The following is an 18,986-nucleotide window of genomic DNA, read 5'->3' on the forward strand; positions in this document are numbered from 1 at the left end:
CGGTTTTTTGTGAGGGTGGGGGATCGTCTGTGGGCGGTCCCCTGCTTTTTTTGTGGGGGGAGGGGTTGTCTTACGGGGCGGCCCCTTCTTTTTTGTGGGTGTGTTTGTGCGTTTGTGAACGCGGGTGTGGGTGTGTGGAAAGAACCATCGCCGGACCGCTCACGAGTTCTGTCCCCCGAGAGAGCTACGCGCAGGTGTCCACTGCACGGTGACGATTCCCGGCCGCCGGATCCGTAGTGTTCGATGCAGCCGCGGCACTCCGTCCGCGGATCCGGCGAAGGAGTTTTCGTGAGAATAGTTTGGCAGTTCCTGGCCGTCGCGGTGGTCGCCCTCATCGGAGGACAGGGCCTTGCCGCGGTACAGGGGAACCCGTGGCTCACCATCGCCGTCGGTGTTCTGACGGCTGTGCTTTCGGTGCTCGCCTACAGGTGGGTGGTACGCCGGACCGAGCGCCGTGAGGTCACGGAGCTCGCCCGGAAGGGTGCCGTGGCCGCGACCGGCCTGGGGACGCTGATCGGTGTCGGGCTGTTCGGGCTCGTCATCGCGAACATCGCCTTCCTCGGGTTCTACCAGGCCAACGGTGTGGGCTCGGTGACGGGCGCGTTGGGGCTGCTCGGCTTCATGGCCGCGGTCGCGGTGGGTGAGGAGGTGATGTGGCGCGGCGTCCTGTTCAGGATCGTCGAGGAGCGCACCGGAACGTGGATCGCGCTGGTGCTGACCGGTGTGCTGTTCGGTCTGGTGCACCTGATCAACCCGCACGCCAGCATGTGGGGCGCCATCGCCATCGCGATCGAGGCCGGGGGCATGCTCACCGCCGCCTACGTCGCCACCCGCAGCCTGTGGCTGCCGATCGGCCTGCACTTCGGCTGGAACCTCGCCGGGTCCGCCATCTTCAGCACCTCGGTCTCGGGCACCGACAGCCAGCAGGGACTGCTGGACACCACGTTGTCGGGTCCGATGCTGATCACCGGCGGCGACTTCGGGCCCGAGGGAAGCCTGTACTCGATCCTGTTCTGCACGGTGGCGACGATCGTGTTCATGTGGATGGCCCACCGGCGCGGCCGTCTGATGCCCCTCCGCCGGCGTGCGGGCGGGGTCGACGCCACCGCCGCCCCTTCCCTGTAACCGGTCCACGGTGCCCCGGAGACCGCGTCCAAGCGGTCGTCCGCGCCTACCGCCGCGGCCTGGTGGCCTGACGCGCCGCGCGACCCGCGCGGGCCACGGGGTGGGTCAGGACCCGAACGACCGCCGGGTCCCTCGGGCGCCGGTCCGCAGCCCTCACCGGCTCCCCGCGTCCTCCGGAGCCCTGTGTCCTTCGCCCCCCGGGGGGGCGAAGGACACAGGGCTCCCGGGTCGTCAGCCAGGCAGCACCGGGCTCGAAACCGGTTCGATCTGCCCCCGCATGTCCGCGGCCTCGATCTCCTCCCGGGTGATCCCGAGGATGAACGCGATCGTGTCCAGGTAGGGCACGTTCACCGAGGTGTCGGCCTGCTGCCGTACGACCGGCTTGGCGTTGAACGCCACGCCCAGCCCCGCCGCCTGCAACATGTCCAGGTCGTTCGCACCGTCGCCCACGGCCACGGTCTGCTCCAGGGGCACACCGGCCTCCGCGGCGAACCGCTCCAGGGTGGTCGCCTTGCCCTTGCGGTCGATGATCGGCCCCACCAGCTCACCGGTGAGCTTGCCGTCGACGATCTCCAGGGTGTTCGCGGCGGCGTAGTCCAACCCGAGGCGCTCGACGAGCACGTCCGTGAACTGTGTGAAGCCGCCGCTGACGATCCCGCACTCGTAACCCAGGCGCTTCAGGGTGCGCACCAGCGTCCTGGCACCCGGCGTCAGCTGGATCTCCTCGCACACCTTCGGGATGGCGGAGGAGTCCAGGCCCTTGAGCAGCATCACCCGGCGGCGCAGCGACTCCTCGAAGTCCAGATCGCCGCGCATGGCCTCCTCGGTGACCCGGGCGACCTCGTCCGCGCATCCGGCGTGCGCGGCCAGCAGCTCGATCACCTCGCCCTGGATCAGCGTGGAGTCCACGTCCATGACGATGAGGTGCTTGGCCCGCCGGTGCAGGCCGCTGGGCTGCACGGCCACGTCCACCCCCTGGGTGGCCCCCTCCATGGCGAGTTCGGCGCGCAGCTGGTCGACGTCGCCGCCGGAGATCTCCATCTCCACGGAGGTCACCGGGAAGCTGGACAGCCGCTCGATCCGGTCGATGTTCGCGCCTGCGCGCGCGATGCACGACGTGAGGGCGCCCAGGGCGCCGGGCCGCAGCGGGTCGGCCAGGACGGTCACGTGCAGGCGGTCGTGGACGACCGCCTTCACACGGCCGTTGTCCTTCCCGCCGCCCTTGCCGTAGCCGACCTCCATGTCGAGGTCGATGGCGGTCTTGTCGAGCGCGCTGCGGACCTCCTCGAAGACCCGCGCGGGGCTCACACCGGGAGCCACCCGCTCGTCCACCTCCAGGACCGCGCCCAGCACGAGGCGGCCCGCGAGGACCACCTGTTCCAGATCGGCGATGGTCACCGGAAAGACGGAGAGGGTGCTCAGAAAACGGGCACTGATGCCCGGACGGTCGTGGCCGGTCACCGTCACCAACAGCGTGGATTTATCGTTCATGGCGTTGTCCACGGTACTCGGCCGCCCCGGAGGGGCGTCGCGCAGGGCTGACCCTTTTCCCAGCTAGTTCACTATGTGGACAGCTGGAGGCGCGACGTACGTCACCTGTCCTTCCGACTCTTCTTCTTTCGCTTGGGCCCCTTGGCCTTGATGTCCACCCCGCCCAGCATGCACGTCCCGGTCAGACGGACGACCGGGGCGTTCGGGTCGGTGACCTGGTCCGTTCCGTGCATGTCGGCGCCGCCCAGGATCGAGGACGTGTTGTTGATCACCCTCACCCCGTGGGGCACGGTGATTTCCACCCCGCCCATGATCACCGCGACCTGGATGGTCACCTCGTGCTGGCTGAGCACCGCCTCGCGCAGGTCCAGTTCCACGCCGCCGCACAGCACGGACACGTTCGTGCGCGGCTCGACCAGCCAGCGGCCCTTGCGCTCGCAGCCGCCGAACACCGCGACCAGGTTCTCCGAGCCCTTGCTCTGTCCGGCCAGGTCGCGCGCCTCGCTGCCCAGGATCTCCATGCCGCTGGGCTCGTCGGAACGCCGTTCCATCGACGCGTAGTCGTACCCGTGGCCGGGCACGGGCAGGTCCTCCACGATGGGGCCGAGTTCGCCCACGGTCTTGGCCCTGTAGAGGGTGTCCAGACGCTCCTCGTGCTCGACCGGGGACAGGCGCCCCTCGGCCAGGGCCTCGCGCAGCCGCTCGGCAACCTTGTCCCGGTCCGCGTCGGAGGCTCGGATGTGCTCGGGCTGCATGATGACGGGTCTCCTCGTTCCTTCCGTGGGGCCGGGGGTCCGGCCTGCCACACACCCAGTATCGGCATTCTCCGCCTCCACGGGATCAGGTAACGTCCCTGGCCCTACCCCGAGAATCCCGCTTCCCGTCCCAGGGTGTCCTTTCCCTCCTCCAGAGTGGCCCGTGCGGGCGCGCGGAACAACCCCCGCCCCGTCCCTGATCAGGCCTCCGCGTCCGACCGGAACCGGAGGCGGTGCCCGCGTGCCAGGACCGGGCCGGTCCCAGGTCCCGGGCCCGGGACCACGGGGTGGTGCGTACCGCAGGGCCCCGGTGGCGGGGACCCCAGGAGAGGTCCGAGGTCCACACCATGGAGGACGCCCCACCGCCCTCCCTAGCGTGGCCGCATGTCTCCAGACCCACGCCCACTCCCGCGCCCAGACCCAGACCCGCTCCCGGACCCGGGTCCGGGAGCGGGTCCACGCCGTGGTCCCCGCGTCCTCTGCGCCCTGGGAGCATCCGCCCTGCTGCTCCTGTACGCGGCACCCGCCTCCGCCGAACCCCCGCGCTCCCCGTCCCCCACGGCCGTTGACGCCCTCGTGGAGGAGTACCGGGAGGCCACCGGCCTCCCCGGCGCGGCGGTGGTCCTGACCCACGGCACGGAGGTCGTCCACGCGGAGGGATACGGCACGACACCCGGCGGGGAACCCGTCACCGAGCACACGCCCATGGCAGTGGCCTCGGTGAGCAAGTCCTTCACCGCGCTGGCGGTCCTCCAGCTGGCCGAGGCGGGAGAGCTCGGCCTGGACGACCCGGTGCGGGAGCACCTGCCCGGGTTCACGATGGCCGACCCCCGCGCGGCACGGATCACCGTCCGCCAACTGCTCGACCAGACCTCCGGCATGTCCGACTCCGAGTTCGGCTCCTACAGCCGGGGCCGGAGCACGCTCACCCTGCGCCAGTCCGTCGAGGACCTGCGCGACGCCGGTCTGGCCGCCGAACCCGGCACGCGGTGGGAGTACCACAACCCCAACTTCCAGGTCGCCGCCCGCCTGGTCGAGGTGGTCAGCGGACGGTCCTTCGCCGACTACCTGGACGAGCGGGTCCTCTCCCCGCTGGGGATGGACGACAGCACCACCATCGACACCGACCTCGACCTGCCGCCCAGCGCGCGCGGCCACATCAGCGTGCTCGGCCGCTCGTTCCCGGCGGACGAACCCCCCGGGTTCGGCAACGGCTCGGGCGGCGTCATCAGCACCGCCGCGGACATGGGCGCGTGGCTCGTCGCCCACAACAACGGCGGACGGGGGCCGGGCGGCGTCCGGATCCTGTCCGAGGAGGGCGTCGAGGCCCTGCACACCCCCTCGTCGGTCTCCGAGGGCTCCTACGCCCTGGGGTGGTCGCTGGACGAGACCGGTTCGGGAGCACCGGTGGTCGAGCACAGCGGCAACCTGCTCACCGCCACCGCGCATCAGGCGCTGCTGCCCGACAGCGGCCACGGTGTGGCGGTCATGGCCAACAGCGGATCGGAGGGCAGCGGCGCCCCAGCCCTGGCGGGCGCGCTCGTGGAGCTGATCGACTCCGGACGGGCGCCCGCACCGCCGACGGGAACGGCGATGCTGGTCACGGACGCCGTCCTGCTCGCCCTGGGCGCCGCCGCCGCCGTGCCGCTGGCCTGGCGGGGCGTCAGGCGCGCGGGCGGCTGGGCCCGTGCGCGCGGGGGCCGCCCGTGGTGGGCCGTGTCGGCGCGCCTGCTGCCCTACGCCGTGCCGCCGCTGTTGCTGGCTGTCCTGCACGAGGTGGTCGGATGGCTCTACCGGGGCAGGGACGTGGCGTGGTTCCAGGTGCCCTACCTGTTCACGTCGTTCTGGGTGGCCCTTCTCCTGCTCGCCCTGGCCTGCGCTGTGGTCGCCTCGGTCCGCGTCGTCCGTCTGGTGGCGGTGCGCCGCGGGAGCGGCGGCACCGGCGGGCAAGCGGAGCGCGCCTCGGACTGAGCGCCCGGGCGTCCCGGTTCCCCGCTCCCGGGGGCCGGGGCCGGCCCGGCCGTCCCGGCTCTCCGGGCCGCTCCCGGACAGGGGCCCCGCGGCGGCCCGACGGCTCCCGGGCCCGCTCAGCGCCCCGGCACACCCCGGTCGGACAGGTCGATCGCCCCGTGCGCGGCCACCAGGGCCCGGCGCACCGCCGCGTCCAGCCTCCGCAGCCCCTCGGAGCGGGTCGTCGCCTGGTGGGCGGTCAGCCCCCGTCCCGACGACGGCTCGGCCAGCTCCACCACCCTGGCCAGCCGTCCCGCCTGCTCCGCCACCCGGTGCGCCCGCGGCGGGTACCCGCGTGCCAGCGACGACGGACCGCCGCCGTCCAGTCCGCCCAGCTGGCGGTGCACGTCCGGTGCGAACGGCGCGACGTCGTCCACGCCCTCCATCGCCCGGGCGGCCTCGATGAGGGCGAGCTTGAGTGCCTGCTCCGCCTCGGCCAGGCCGGGTACCTGCGGCAGCGCGTCGTTCGCCGGATACGGTGTCCACGAAACGCCCACATAGGATGAACCACGCCGGTCGGCGGAGGGCACCAGGCCCACCTGCCGGTCGGCGAGCCGCACCAGCACCCCCTCCCGCGCTTCGACGGCGGCCTGGTTGAGCTCCTTGGGGCCCACCAGGCCGAGGGGATCGCCCCAGGTGGGCAGGGCCAACCGGAAGGCGGACAGCCCCAGGCCGCGAAGCCGTGACAGCGCGGTCCGCAGCGGTACGCCGCTGTCGAAGGGCAGGTCCACAGCCGGTACTGTCCCGATCAGGTTGGGACCACCGCGCCGCTCGACGGCGTCGACGGCCTCGTCGAGGCCGACGTGTCCGGACAGCCAGGCGTTGCCCCAGGCGACGAGTGGTGCGGACGAGAGATGCATTGCTTCAGGGTAGGGCGGCCCGTGCACCGGCGTGGGACGTGACGTGAGGGAGGACGATGGACGGGCGTGTTCTGGGCCTGAGCGGGGTCACGGTGCGGAGGGGCGACGCCCATCTGCTGGACGGGGTGGACTGGACGGTCCTGGAGGGCGAGCGCTGGGTCGTCCTCGGCCCCAACGGTGCGGGCAAGACCACACTGCTCAACGTGGCCTACAGCCAGACGCATCCGACCGCGGGGGAGGTGGAGATCCTCGGCGAGCGGCTGGGCCGGGTGGACGTGTTCGAGCTGCGTCCGCTCATCGGTTACGCGGGCGCCTCGGTGGCGTCGCGGATCGAGGAGGGCACCGAGGTCCTCGACATCGTGCTGAGCGCCGCCTACGGCTACGTGGGCCGCTTCCGCGAGGAGTACGGGAACCCGGACTACGGCCGCGCCCGCGCCCTGCTGGGTCACTGGGGCGTCGGCGACCTGGCCGACCGCCGGTTCCACACCCTCTCCGAGGGCGAGCGCAAGCGCGTGCTCATCGCCCGCGCGCTGATGTCGGACCCCGAGCTGCTGCTCCTGGACGAGCCCGCCGCCGGGCTGGACCTGGGCGGCCGGGAGGACCTGGTGCGCCGTCTGGGAAGCCTGGCCCGCAACGAGGCCGCGCCCGCGCTGGTGGTGGTGTCCCACCACGTGGAGGAGATCCCCGCCGGGACCACGCACGCCCTGCTGCTGCGCGGGGGCTCGGTGGTGCAGGCCGGTCCGATCGACGGGGTCCTGACCGCGGACCACCTGTCGGAGACCTTCGGGCTCGCGCTGAAGGTGGAGAGGGACGGGGACCGCTGGAGCGCCCGGGCCGTCTGAGCTCTCGTGGCACGGGGCGCTCGGGGCACGGGGCGCCGGAGGCCGTCCGGGCGGGCGTTGCGCCCGAAGTCCCGGGCGACCGGACCCCGGCCGCTGAGCACGTGCTTCGTCCGGGAGCATGAGCACTCCGAGGACTGATTCCCTCTTATTGGATTGCGTTAACGAAGCAAATGTATTGACCATAAACAGCGTTTCTGTCCGGATGTGGTCGCCCCGGCGCATATGGGGTAGCGTCAGCGAACGGTGAGCGGATCGCTCCATTTCGGCGCGCTTTATGATCTTCGGGTGGGCGGGGCCGCCGGGCGCGGTCCGTGCCCGCCTGTCACCCCCGTCAGGAGATCCGGAGCTGCCCAGATGCCGATACCGAATGACGCCCTCCGTCCGGAAACCGGGGCGGTCCCATGACCATGATCATCATCGTGGCGCTTTTCGTCGCGGTTCTGCTGCTCGTCTTCTGGCGGAGCGTGCGTATCGTTCCGCACTCGATGGAGGACGTCGTCGAGCGTTTCGGTAAGTTCCACCGGACGTTGAGCTCGGGTTTCAACATCGTCGTCCCCGGCGTGGACCACGTGCGCGAGCGCATCGACCGCCGCGTCCAGGTCGTGAGTTTCCCGCCGCAGTCGGCCATCACCGAGGACAACCTCGCGGTCGAGGTCGACTCGGCGGTCTACATCAGGGTCGTGGACGCCTACCGGGCCACCTACGAGGTGGCCAACTTCATCCAGGCCGTCGAGCAGCTGACCCTGGCCACGCTGCGCAACGTCATCGGCGGTATGAACCTGGAGGGAACGCTCACCTCCCGCGACGCGATCAACCGCGAGCTGAAGGCCGTGCTGGACGAGGCCACCAGGGACTGGGGCATCGAGATCAGCCGCATCGAGCTCAAGGGCATCGAGCCGCCGTCCTCCGTGCAGGAGGCGATGGAGATGCAGATGCGCGCCGACCGGGAGAAGCGCGCCCAGCTGCTCAGCGCCGAGGGCGAGAAGCAGTCCGCGGTCCTGCGCGCCGAGGGCGAGCGCTCGGCGGCGGTGCTGCGGGCCAGGGGCGCGGCCGAGGCGCAGGCGCTCACCTCCAAGGCCGACGCCGAGGCCCAGACCACCCGGGCCCGCGGCGAGGCCGACGCCATCCACATGGTGTTCAAGGCCCTGCACACCAGCCGGGTCGACCCGGACGTGCTGGCCTACCACTACCTCCAGAAGCTGCCGGAGATCGCCCAAGGCGACGCCAACAAGGTGTGGATCGTCCCGGCCGAGATGGGCCAGGCCCTCAAGGGGGTCGGCGCCGCGTTCGACCGGCTGCGCGACGACGTGGTCCGGGCACCCTGACCCGGCTCCGCCGTTCGGCACCCGGGCGCGCTGCCCCCTGAACGGGGGATCCGCCCCGTCGGCCGGTCCCCGGGTGCCGGACCGGCCGACGGAGGGCCGGGCCGCGAGGGCCTGAGCCCGGTACTGGACCGGGCTCAGGCCCTCCGCGCATCCCGGCATGATCATCCGATGACCCGCTCTCGTAGTCTGTTGTCGCCCTCGACCCTCGGGGGCGGACAGGGAGAGCTGGGCGGATGGAACTCTGGGAGGCGGCGGTCATCCTTCTCGCCGGTGTGGCGGCCGGCGGGATCAACGCCATCGCGGGGTCGGGGACGCTGTTCACCTTCCCCGTGCTCCTGGCGCTCGGCTACCCGCCGATCACCGCGACCGTCTCCAACAGCATCGGCCTGGCCCCCGGGACGCTCAGCGGCACCATCGCCTACCGCCGGGAGCTGGCGGGCCAGCGCGCCCGCATCCTCCGGCTGGGCAGCATGTCCTTCCTCGGCGCGGTGACCGGCGCCCTGCTGCTGATCTACCTGCCCCCGGGCGTGTTCGAGGCCGTGGTGCCGTTCATGATCGGCTTCGCCTGCGTGCTGATCGTCCTCCAGCCGCGGATCACCCGGTGGGTCCGCTCGCGCAGGCCCGCCCACAAGGACGGCGGTCCGCTGCTGCCGCTGGGCGCCTACGCGACCGGTGCCTACGGCGGCTACTTCGCCGCCGCCCAGGGGATCATCCTCATGGGCATCCTGGGCACCGCCCTGGACGAGGAGCTCCAGCGGCTCAACGCGCTGAAGAACATGCTCGCCACCATCGTCAACACCACGGCGTCGGTGTTCTACATCATCCTGGCCGAGCCCGCCTGGCCGGTGGTCGGCCTCATCGCCTGCGGGACGATCGTCGGCGGTTACCTGGGCGGGAGGTTCGGGCGCAAGCTCAGCCCGGCCGCCCTGCGGGTGTGCCTGGTGCTCGTGGGTCTGTCCGCCGCGGTCCAGATCCTCATGGGCCGGGTCTGACCCCGCGGCACCGGGCCCCGCACGGGCCCCGCGGCGCCCTCCGCGGTGTCCCGCGAGGGGGCTTCGCGCCGGACCCCGCAGCTCAGGTCCGGAAGTACCCGCGGCGGTCGGCGTCGTCCACCAGGGCGGTCGCGTAGGCGCCCAGCGCCTCCGACCCCTCCTGGATCAGCTTGACCTTCTCCATCACCTGCGCCCGGGTGATCCCGAAGCGCACCCACGTGCCGCCCTCGTTGTGCCAGTTGGCGAGCATGGGCGAGAGCCGGTCGACCGCGCGGGCGAACCGCGCCTCGGCGGTGGCGCGCGCCTCGAACTCCTCCCACAGCTCGCGGGCCCGCTCGGCCTGGTCCTCGGGCAGGAGGGGGAAGATGCGGTCGGCCGCGGCGCGCTCGCGCTCCGCCTGGGTCCGGGAGTTGACGGTGTCGAAGAGGAAGGTGTCCCCGGCGTCGATCTCGACGATGTCGTGGAGAACCAGCATCTCGACGACGCGGTCGATGTCGGTGCCCTCCGGCGCGTACTCGGCGAAGGTGCGTGCTGACAGGGCCAGGTGCCAGGAGTGCTCGGCCGAGTTCTCCCGCCGGGAGCCGTCCACCAGGAGGGACTGCCGCAGGATGCGCTTGAGTTTGTCGACTTCCAGGAGGAAGCGGAGCTGCGCGTTCAACCGCTCGTTGTCGACCCCGCTGGCAAAGACCGGTGCCGGTTCCGTCACGTGGTTCGCCCTCCTGAAGGATGAGTCGAAACGGTCAGGTGGGCCGCTCGGTGCGGCCGCCCCTGGATGATCCCATGGAACGCGCACCAGCTGTCGCGGCGGCGTCCGTCAAGGGGACGCGGGAGGAGGCGCCAGGGTGCACCCGGTGAACGGCGGGTTTCACGCCGGGCCGGGGTGCGGTCGGAGCGCCCGGCAGGACCCGCCGGAGCGCCTATCCGGCCGTCCGGACCTGGGCGGAAGAGCTGAGGTGCTGGTGGAACCACTCGGTCAGCGCCCGGTCGGTGAGGACCCCGGCCGGGGTGAGCGGGCCGGGGCGCAGGCCCGGCTCCGGACCGATGGCGTGGGCCAGGTCGGGGACCACGATGTGACGGAGCGCATGCTCGGGTGCGTGGGCCGCCACGGCGTCGTGCAGCGTCCGGCCGTGCTCGGGGGGCACGACCTCGTCCCGGCCCCCGCTGACGACGAGCAGGGGGACGCGGTCGCGGGAGACCTCCTCGGCGCGGTCGCCGAAGTCCAGCCAGCCGCGGGTGCTGCGGGCCTGCTCGGTCCACTCGTAGGCCGTGCCCGTGCGCCGCTCCCGCGCGGCGATGACCAGGGCGGGGTCCACGACCGGGTTGACGACGGCGGCGGCGCCCACGGGCAGCCGCCCCTCGGCCAGGGTGAGCAGCACGGCCGCGGCTCCGGCGCCCACGCCGACCAGCCCGACGGGGACGTCGGTCACGGGGAAGGCGGCGCGCAGTTCGGCGGTGACGCGGTGGAGTTCGGCCGCGGCCTCCTCGACCACCGGGCCGAACAGCTCGACGAGGTAGTCGCGCTCGCCGCGCCGGTTGATCTCGGCGATGCCGCCCTCGGGGAGCCGGGCCCCGAACAGGGGCAGGCCCAGGTAGACCCGCCAGGCCGGGAGCGGGGCCATGGGCACGGTTCCGGCCAGGGCGGCCTCGGCCCGGGGCGGCTCGAAGGCGTGCAGGCCCAGGACGAGCGGGGCCGGGACGTCACCGCTGGCGGGCGGCAGGGCCAGGAAGGGCACTCCGGAGGCCGTTCCGGTGACGGGTCGGGAGAGGGTGCCGGCGTCGGCTACCACGGATGGTCGCCTCCGTTGCGTTGGGAGAAGTGGGACAGGTAACTGCTGACCAGGTGCTTGGCCTCGCGGACGAGGGCAGGGTCGCCCTCGGGGTCGTCGCGGAAGGCGAGCTTGAGCACGGCGTCCGCGGCCTCGACGGCGACGTTGACGGCCCGGTCCAGTTCGTCATTGTCGGGGATGCCTGTGACAGAGACGATGATCCTGCGCAGGCGGATGGAGATGACGCGGTTGTTGTCGGTTCCTCCGTTGAGGAGGCGTGTGTCGACGATGTCACCGAAGTGCAGGCTGCGGAAGCCGGGCACGTGGCGGTGCATGTCGATGTACTCGTCGACCACCGCGTCCACGGCCAGGGTCCAGTGGCTGAAGGAGGCGTCGGCGAGGCGCTCGGTGACACGCGCGCCGAACTGGTCGAGGAAGCGCAGCCCGAGGGCCTGGGTGATGGCCTTCTTGTCCGGGAAGAACTGGTAGACGGAACCGATGGCGACCCCGGCGCGCTCGGCGATCCTGGTCGTGGAGAGGTTGTCGTAGCCGACCTCGTCGAGGAGTTCGGCGCAGCAGTCGAGCATGCGCTGGACCCTGAGCATGCTGCGCTGCTGGGCGGGCAGCCTCCGCAGCGGCGCCTGCGCGAAGGCGAGTTCGTCGTGGGCGACGCTGGCTCGTCCACGGTCCTCGCGTGACGCGTGGTCGCTCCCCGTGCTGTCTGGGGACCGTCGTGACCGCGGGGGCGTTGAGCTTCGGGAGTTTGTCGTCACAGTCCCTATGATGCCTTTCCGGAATCACCTGGTTCCGGGGAAATTCCAGTTTCGTTCCGCCGCCCCTCCCGAGGGCGCGGTCAGCGGTCCGGAGCGGCGGGAGCCCCGGACGGGACTGCCGGTCGCTGTGAGTGCGGAGGACGCACCCTGTCTGGATAGCGCTTTCCTGATCGGCTCTGGCATGGTTGTATCAGGGCCGACGCAGCGTACACACCCTCCTGGAGGCTGAGAGCCATGACCACCGCCCCGGACACCACGCCGGAGGAACTCGACGCCGTCATGGAACGGGCCGCCGCGGCGGCGCCGCTCCTGGCCGCCCTCACTCCGGGCGAGCGCGCCGGACTGCTGCGGGCCGTCGCCGACGCCCTGGACGGCGCGGCCGACGAGCTCGTGCCGATCGCGATGGAGGAGGCGCACTACCCCGAGGCGCGCTGCCGAGGGGAGCTGGGCCGCACCACCTTCCAGCTGCGCCTGTTCGCCGAGGTCCTGGAGGAGGGCTCCTACCTGGAGGCCGCCGTGGACCCGGCCGACCCCGACTGGGGCACCCCTCGCCCGGACGTGCGCCGCCTGCTGGTCCCGCTCGGGCCGGTGGTGGTGTTCGGGGCGAGCAACTTCCCGTTCGCGTTCGCCACGGCCGGAGGCGACAGCGCCTCCGCCCTGGCCGCCGGGTGCCCCGTGGTCGTCAAGGCCCATCCCGGGCACCTGAGGCTCGCCCGGCGCACAGCCGAGACGGTGGTCGCGGCGCTCGACGGCGCCGGAGCGCCCGAGGGCAGCTTCGCCCTGGTGGAGGGGGTGGAGACGGGCAAACGCGCGGTCACCCACCCGCTCACCCGGGCCGTGGGCTTCACCGGGTCCATCCCCGGCGGGCGGGCCCTGTTCGACCTGGCGGCCTCGCGTCCCGACCCGATCCCCTTCTACGGGGAGCTCGGCAGCGTGAACCCGGTGTTCGTCACCCGCGGGGCCGCCGCCGCGCGCGGCGACGAGATCCTGGGCGGGTACGCGGACTCGGCCACCATGGGATCGGGCCAGTTCTGCACCAAGCCCGGCGTGCTGTTCGTGCCGGAGGAGACCAAGCTCGACGCCCTCGTCGCCGACTTCGGCGCGCGTGCCGCGGCTCCGCTGCTCAACGAGCGGGTCTCCGAGGGCTTCGTGCGCGGGCTGGACGCCCTGAGCGCCCACCCGGCCACCGAGGTGCTGGTCCAGGGCGTGCGCACCGGTGACGACTGGACCCCGTCCCTGCTGCGCACCGACCTGGACTCCCTGCTGGAGAACGCCGAGACCCTCCTGGAGGAGTGCTTCGGCCCGGCGACGCTCGTGGTCACCTACCCCGACGAGCGGCGGCTGCTGGAGGCGGCCGGGGTGTTCGGCGGCCAGCTCACCGTGACCGTGCACGGCGAGGAGGACGACGAGATCGCGCCCGCGCTGCTGGCGCTGGGCGCCTCCCTGGCCGGACGGGTGCTCTGGAACAGCTGGCCGACCGGGGTGGCGGTCACCTACGCCATGACCCACGGCGGCCCCTACCCGGCCACCACCGCGCCGCTGCACACGTCGGTGGGCACCACCGCGGTCCGGCGCTTCCTGCGCCCGGTCACCTACCAGTCGGTCCCGCAGTCGCTGCTGCCCCGGGAACTGCGCGACGACAACCCGCTGGGCGTGCCGCGCCGCGTGAACGGCGCCGCGCCCTCCGCCTGACCGCCCGCCGGGCGCGTCGGCGGACGCGCCCGGCCGGTGCCGTGCCCGCGGGGCGCATCGTCGCGTGGGCCGACCGCGGACGTGCCGGACGCGGCTTCGGGGGTTCGTGTGTGGCGGGGCCCGGTCTCCCGGGTTGTCACAGGGACGGAGAAACACGCCGGGGGACGTGCCGGCCGCCCCCTTGGAGGGGCGGCGCGTCGTGCGCGGAGTCGCCGGGGACGCGGTGAGCGGGTCCTGGGGCTACCGTCCTCCGGCGGCGTGGTGGTCGTAGGCGTCGCGGACCGCCTCGGCCCGGCGCCGTCTCCCGGCCGCGTCGGCCGGATGCCGCCAGGCGGCCCACAGGCAGAAGACGGCGATGAGGGAGTGAACCGCGACCTCGGGAGCGGTCACCGGGGTGAGGCCCTCCACCACCAGGGTTCGGGCGGTCATGACCACCACGCCCACCGAGGCCGCCGCCAGAAAGGCCTGCCAGGCACGTGGGTGACGCACTTCGAGCTTGCGCGCCTCCTGGTCGGCCAGGGTCCGGGCCAGCCGGTTGGCCTCGGGGTCGGGCCCCAGCGCTCCCCACGCCACCAGCCGTTCGGCCACCGCCACGCGTACCGGGTCGGCGTCGGCGGGGAGGGGGTTACCGCGGACGAGTACGCGCGTCTCCCCGGCGGCCAGTTCACCGATGAGCACGGTCGCCCCGACGACCAGGACCAGCCCGACACCCGAGTAGGTCAGGAACTGCGCGGAGGTGTTCGTGAAGTGGGCGGTCGGGATCAGGCAGACCAGCCAGAGGACCAGGAGGGTGATCCCGAAGACCAGGTAGGCGAAGAGACGCGGACTGTTCTGTGCGCGGATCATGTTGCGCGCACGGAACACGGCGGGGCCCGACGGGGGACGAGGAAACCTTGGCGGGGGCTGGGGGAGCACCCCCTCACCGTATCCCGGCCCGCTTCTGACGGACGGTTGTGAACTTGACCGGCAGGGGCTTGGGGCGGCCCCCCGGCACGCGTAACTTGTCGCCATGCACACCCACTCCACGCCCACCGACGTCGATGCGCTCGTCCGCGACCTGCCCAAGGTGGAACTGCACGTCCACCTCGAAGGTTCGATGCCCGCCGACACCCTGTTCGACCTCGCCCGCAGGCACGGCGTCACCGATGTGCCCGACACCCTGGAGGCGCTCCGGGACTGGTACGTCTTCACCGACTTCCCGCACTTCGTGGAGGTCTACCTGGCCTCGGTCGCGACCCTGCGCGAGGAGCAGGACTTCGCCCTCCTGGCCTCCGCAGTCGCCGAACGCCTGGCCGCGCAGAACGTGCGCTACGCCGAGATGCACGTCAGCCTCTACACCCACCTGATGCGCGGGGTGCCCGCCCGCGTGGTCTTCGACGGCATCGAGGAGGCCCGCCGCGCGGCCGAGAGCCGACACGGCATCCAGCTGCGGTGGATCCCCGACTTCCCCGCCGACTTCGGCCTGGAGAGCGCCGAGGCCACCGTGGAGGCGGTCCTGAGCGACGCGCCGCCCAGCGTCGTCGGCTTCGGCGTCGGAGGCGTGGAGACCCCGCTGGAGCAGTACGCCGGGGTGTTCGGCAGGGCCCGCGCCGCCGGGCTGGCCAGCCTGCCGCACGCCGGTGAGCACGGCGGCCCCGAACGGGTGCGCGAGGCCCTGGACGCGCTCGGCGCCGAGCGCATCGGCCACGGCATCGACTCCATGCGCGACGAGGCGCTGGTCGGCCGCCTCGCGGAGGGGCGCATCCCGGTGGACGTCAGCCCCACCTCCAACGTGTGCACCCGCGCCGTGGCGGAGCTGGGCGACCACCCGCTTCCCCGCATGCTGGAGGCCGGTCTGCTGGTCACCCTCAACACCGACGACCCGACCATGTTCGGCACCGACCTGAACAGCGAGTACCGCGCCGCGCACGCGCTGGGCCTGGACGCCGCCGACCTGGTCGGGCTCGCCGCGAACGGCGTGCACGCCTCCTATCTGGGCGCGGCCCGCCGCCACGCGCTGCTGGCCGAGATCGGTGAGGTCGCCGCGCGCCACGGCGTCGACCCGGCGAAGGTCGCGGCGCTCAGCTAGAGTCCTGGCCGGAACCGTCGCCGGTGTGACGTGCGGGCCCGCGACCGGCCGCCGCGGTCCTAGGCGGGGGAGTCGGCCAGCGGCAGCCCGCACTGGGCGCGCATGTCCGTCCAGGTCCGCGTGGCCTGCGCGGCGGCCTCGCCCTCGTAGGGGACGGGGACGCCGCCCTGGATCCGCGCCGGGGCCCAGTCCGACCGGGTCACGCTGCCCTGGTCGAAGGTGAGGGTGAGCACGCCCGTCTCCGCGGTGGGGCCCTCGAAGTTGTAGAAGACGAAGTTGCCCAGCCCGTAGTGCACGTACGAGTCGCCCAGGAACCCGCCCGGGGACAGCACGTGCGCGTGGCCGCCGACGACGGCGGACGCGCCCGCGTCGACCAGCTCCCGGGCCAGGTCGGGGGCGTGCGGGAGCGGGCAGTGCGAGCCCTCCAGGCCCCAGTGCAGGAAGACGACGACGTTGTCGTACTCGGCGGCGGCCTCCGAGACGGCGGTGAGCATCCGCTGCCTCATCTCGCCCTTGGTGGTGGCCAGGCCGGGCTTGCCCTCGCCCGCCGTCCACGCCGTCATGAGGTGGTCGTCCAGGACGTCGGTGGCGCCGAACAGGGCGACGCTCTGACCGTTGACCTCGGCGACGTGGGGCGTGTACGCCTCCTCGGCGTCGCGCCCGGCGCCGACCAGCGACACGGGTGAGGCCTCGCCGTTGGCCAGGGTGTCGGCCAGCCCGTCCACGCCGTAGTCCATGCCGTGGTTGTTGGCGATGGTGGCCACGTCCACCCCGGCGGCGTCCAGGGCCTCCAGGGCGGTGGCGGGCGCGCGGAACGCGTACGTCTTGTCGGGGGCCGGGGCGCCGCCCTGGGTGACCGCGGTCTCCAGGTTGACCATGGCCAGGTCGGCGGCCGAGAGCTGCTGCGCGATCGGTGCGAGGGCGCTCCGGGGGGTGGCCAGGACCGGTTCGAGCATGCCCTCGAACATCACGTCACCGCCGAAGGCGATGGTGAAGGGCTCCGAGGCCCCGGGCCCCGCGCCGGGCGACGGAGAGGCCGTGTCCTCTTCGGTGGGAGCGACCGTGCTCCCGGACTGCCCCGGCGCCCCGGTGCCCGAGGAACAGGCCGTGAGGAGGACGAGGGTCAGTGCCGCGGCACCGGCCGTCTTGCGCGTGCGGGGACGCGGGGGTACGGGTTGCATGCATGCTCCAGTGGGGCGGGGGAAACGGGCGGCATGTCCTGGTAATGGGACGCACATCACACATTTCCGGTTGGCCTTCATGGCTGGAGGGAACCGGGTGTTCCGATCCGTCACCGGCGATGACCACGGGTGTTCGTGCCCCTACCACGCGGGCACGGCGCCGAGTCCGGGTGCCGACGGGTGTCGACGGGTGTCGACGGTTCGTCGGGCCCAGGGTAGGCGCGCGTGACCAGCGCTTTTGTTGTGTTTGGTGAGGTCAGAGGCTTATGGGATTCCTGGATCCCCTGGGGCTGAAGAGAATCGTGCTCAAGGGTGACAAGCAGCACGTACCTCTTCTGGTGGGCGCGGCCCCGGAGGCCGCGACCCCAGGGGCCTCACCTCCGGCGGTTGCGACCCCGGCGGCCGTGGTCGCGGCGGCCGTGGCCCCGGTGTCCGCGCCTCCGGGCGGTGCGGCGCCACTGACGGGGTTCCGCGAGCGGAACTCTCTTTTCCGACTTCTATCCCATAAGGGAATTATCTTCCTTAAGAGGAAAAACTGTCAGGGTTTTGGGCGCTGGGGGGCGACCTGGATACGAATCTGCGAAGTTGCTTAGTAGGTTCGCTTTTGAGGTTTACCGGGAAAATTTTCTTTTCCAGATACAACCTTGGGTGGGTGTGTATAAGCAGTCCGTAGTCAAGTGGGCTCGCTGTGAGCTGCTATTATCACTGCAAGTAGTAAACTCGTTGCGGGCTGTACTTATACTGGGGAAGCGTATTTCCCGAAAACGCCTGCGAGCCTTCGGTTGCTTGCTAACGTTTCGGTCCGTCGGCGGTTCTGCGAGATTTCGAACCGCGACTTCACACACGCGGGTCACCCCGCCGCCACGCAGCGTTCTCCGCTGGCGGACCCGCCCCGCCGTGGACAGCCGGACCCGCGAGACGACGCGGGCACCGGTCCCGCCGCGGACCAGCGTCGCGACTGCGCGATCCCCAAGCCGTATCCGTGAAAGGTCACCTCCGCACATGCGCAACACACTCCGTTACTCCTTCGCCACCGTCATGACCGCCGGACTGGTCGTGGCGCCCGTCGCGGCGGCCTTCGCCGACACCACCACCAGCGGCTCCGGCGGGATCGGCAGCGGGAACCAGGTCGTCGTGCCCGTGGACGTCGAGGCCGAACTGTGCGGCAACTCGATCGCGATCCTCGGTATCTCCAGCGCCACGTGCACCCAGGTCTCGGAGGTCCTCTACGAGGCCAGCGGCCAGGGCGGGGCCTCCACGGACGGCTCCGGCGGTGTGGCCAGCGGCAACCAGATCATCGTTCCCGTGGACGCCGCGATCGACGCCTGCGGCAACGCGGCCGCGGTCGGCGGCATCAGCCAGGCCGAGTGCGTCGAGGTGGTCGAGGTCCTGGAGGAGGAGAGCGCCGACGCGCCCACCACCAGGACCGACGGCTCCGGCGGTGTGGCCAGCGGCAACCAGATCATCGTTCCCGTGGACGCCGCCATCAACGTCTGCGGCAACTCGGTGGCCATCCTGGGCGGCTCCAGCGCCAAGTGCACCACCATCATCAACATCATCCAGGCCTCGCCCGAGAACGAGGGCTCCCCCGACGCCGCCACCAGCGGCGCGGGCGGGATCGGCAGCGGCAACCAGGTCGTGGTCCCGGTCGACGCGGCCGTCGACATCTGCGGCAACGCCGTGTCCGTGCTCGGCCTGGCCGAGGGCTCCTGCATGGAGATCATCTCCGAGGAGGAGCCGGAGGAGGAGAAGCCCGAGGAGCCGGGTGAGGAGGAGCCCGAGGAGGAGAAGCCGGAGGAGGAGAAGCCCGAGGAGCCGGGTGAGGAGGAGCCCGAGGAGCCCCGCGAGGAGGACAAGGGCGAGGACGACTCCAGCACCGGCGAGGAGCCCTCCGAGCCCCAGGCCGACGAGCAGCTCCCCGTGACCGGTGGCGCCCTGGCCGGTCTGGTCGCCGCGGGCATCGCCGCGGTCGGCGCCGGCGGTGCCGGGCTGTACTTCGCCCGCAGGCGCAAGGCCGCCGCCGTGCCCGGCGACGACGAGTAGCACGGGCGGGTCCTGAGCTCCTGCTCACACACGCGGGGCCGCCGGTGACCGGCGGCCCCGTCC

The 18,986-nt window shown here is 72.1% G+C and carries 16 protein-coding genes; 8 read left to right on the plus strand and 8 right to left on the minus strand.

All coding sequences use genetic code 11. The features are described 5' to 3' along the window. Window positions 1–288: 288 nt before the first annotated feature. Entirely contained in the window at window positions 289–1,125 is an 837-nt protein-coding gene (locus FYW99_RS00005) for a CPBP family intramembrane glutamic endopeptidase (protein WP_150248457.1), read from the plus strand. A 231-nt stretch (window positions 1,126–1,356) separates the two neighbouring features. Here FYW99_RS00005 and serB read toward each other — a convergent pair whose 3' ends face one another. Further along, complete coding sequence (serB, locus tag FYW99_RS00010) at window positions 1,357–2,616, minus strand: phosphoserine phosphatase SerB (RefSeq protein ID WP_150248459.1); 1,260 nt, start codon at window positions 2,614–2,616, stop codon at window positions 1,357–1,359. A gap of 101 nt (window positions 2,617–2,717) precedes the next feature. Then, complete coding sequence (locus tag FYW99_RS00015) at window positions 2,718–3,371, minus strand: DUF1707 SHOCT-like domain-containing protein (protein ID WP_150248462.1); 654 nt, start codon at window positions 3,369–3,371, stop codon at window positions 2,718–2,720. Window positions 3,372–3,755: 384 nt separating this feature from the next. Between FYW99_RS00015 and FYW99_RS00020 the strand changes: the two genes are divergently transcribed. Then, entirely contained in the window at window positions 3,756–5,342 is a 1,587-nt protein-coding gene (locus FYW99_RS00020; RefSeq protein WP_150248465.1) for a serine hydrolase domain-containing protein, read from the plus strand. Window positions 5,343–5,458: 116 nt separating this feature from the next. Here the strand turns inward: FYW99_RS00020 and FYW99_RS00025 are convergent, their stop codons facing one another. Further along, complete coding sequence (locus FYW99_RS00025) at window positions 5,459–6,241, minus strand: hypothetical protein (protein ID WP_150248468.1); 783 nt, start codon at window positions 6,239–6,241, stop codon at window positions 5,459–5,461. 56 nt (window positions 6,242–6,297) lie between these two features. Here FYW99_RS00025 and FYW99_RS00030 point away from each other — a divergent pair, with 56 nt between their 5' ends. The 3 genes from FYW99_RS00030 to FYW99_RS00040 all read left to right on the plus strand — a co-directional run bounded on the left by FYW99_RS00030 (window position 6,298) and on the right by FYW99_RS00040 (window position 9,400). Next, the gene (locus FYW99_RS00030) at window positions 6,298–7,083 is read left to right on the plus strand and encodes an ABC transporter ATP-binding protein (RefSeq protein ID WP_017563494.1); all 786 of its coding nucleotides are present in this window, start codon (window positions 6,298–6,300) and stop codon (window positions 7,081–7,083) included. A gap of 401 nt (window positions 7,084–7,484) precedes the next feature. After that, window positions 7,485–8,408 carry an SPFH domain-containing protein gene (locus FYW99_RS00035; protein WP_150248471.1) on the plus strand — a complete coding sequence of 308 codons (924 nt, stop codon included), beginning with the start codon at window positions 7,485–7,487 and terminating at the stop codon, window positions 8,406–8,408. A 233-nt stretch (window positions 8,409–8,641) separates the two neighbouring features. Further along, a complete protein-coding gene (locus FYW99_RS00040) occupies window positions 8,642–9,400 on the plus strand; it encodes a sulfite exporter TauE/SafE family protein (protein WP_150248474.1) in 759 nt (252 codons plus the stop codon). A gap of 82 nt (window positions 9,401–9,482) precedes the next feature. Here the strand turns inward: FYW99_RS00040 and FYW99_RS00045 are convergent, their stop codons facing one another. The 3 genes from FYW99_RS00045 to FYW99_RS00055 form a co-directional block, all read right to left on the minus strand. Next, on the minus strand, window positions 9,483–10,106 hold the full coding sequence (locus FYW99_RS00045) for an HD domain-containing protein (protein ID WP_017563491.1): 624 nt from the start codon (window positions 10,104–10,106) through the stop codon (window positions 9,483–9,485). A gap of 211 nt (window positions 10,107–10,317) precedes the next feature. Further along, window positions 10,318–11,187 carry an alpha/beta hydrolase family protein gene (locus FYW99_RS00050; RefSeq protein WP_150248477.1) on the minus strand — a complete coding sequence of 290 codons (870 nt, stop codon included), beginning with the start codon at window positions 11,185–11,187 and terminating at the stop codon, window positions 10,318–10,320. Further along, window positions 11,181–11,771 (minus strand): TetR/AcrR family transcriptional regulator, encoded by a 591-nt coding sequence (locus tag FYW99_RS00055; protein ID WP_150249768.1) that lies wholly within the window; start codon window positions 11,769–11,771, stop codon window positions 11,181–11,183. Before FYW99_RS00055 ends, FYW99_RS00050 begins: the two co-directional genes overlap by 7 nt. A gap of 402 nt (window positions 11,772–12,173) precedes the next feature. Here FYW99_RS00055 and FYW99_RS00060 point away from each other — a divergent pair, with 402 nt between their 5' ends. After that, window positions 12,174–13,631 carry an aldehyde dehydrogenase (NADP(+)) gene (locus tag FYW99_RS00060; RefSeq protein ID WP_150248480.1) on the plus strand — a complete coding sequence of 486 codons (1,458 nt, stop codon included), beginning with the start codon at window positions 12,174–12,176 and terminating at the stop codon, window positions 13,629–13,631. Between the two features lie 240 nt (window positions 13,632–13,871). On the opposite strand, the gene FYW99_RS00065 is transcribed toward FYW99_RS00060, so the two are convergent. Continuing rightward, the gene (locus tag FYW99_RS00065; protein WP_223838587.1) at window positions 13,872–14,477 is read right to left on the minus strand and encodes a hypothetical protein; all 606 of its coding nucleotides are present in this window, start codon (window positions 14,475–14,477) and stop codon (window positions 13,872–13,874) included. Between the two features lie 163 nt (window positions 14,478–14,640). Here FYW99_RS00065 and add point away from each other — a divergent pair, with 163 nt between their 5' ends. Continuing rightward, a complete protein-coding gene (gene add / locus FYW99_RS00070; protein WP_150248485.1) occupies window positions 14,641–15,699 on the plus strand; it encodes an adenosine deaminase in 1,059 nt (352 codons plus the stop codon). A gap of 59 nt (window positions 15,700–15,758) precedes the next feature. On the opposite strand, the gene FYW99_RS00075 is transcribed toward add, so the two are convergent. Further along, entirely contained in the window at window positions 15,759–16,880 is a 1,122-nt protein-coding gene (locus FYW99_RS00075) for a CapA family protein (RefSeq protein ID WP_150248488.1), read from the minus strand. A gap of 1,002 nt (window positions 16,881–17,882) precedes the next feature. On the opposite strand from FYW99_RS00075, the gene FYW99_RS00080 reads away from it, so the two are divergent. After that, window positions 17,883–18,923 carry a chaplin gene (locus tag FYW99_RS00080; RefSeq protein ID WP_150248491.1) on the plus strand — a complete coding sequence of 347 codons (1,041 nt, stop codon included), beginning with the start codon at window positions 17,883–17,885 and terminating at the stop codon, window positions 18,921–18,923. Window positions 18,924–18,986: the final 63 nt, after the last annotated feature.

The sequence above is a fragment of the Nocardiopsis deserti genome (assembly GCF_008638355.1).
Lineage (GTDB): Bacteria > Actinomycetota > Actinomycetes > Streptosporangiales > Streptosporangiaceae > Nocardiopsis > Nocardiopsis alborubida.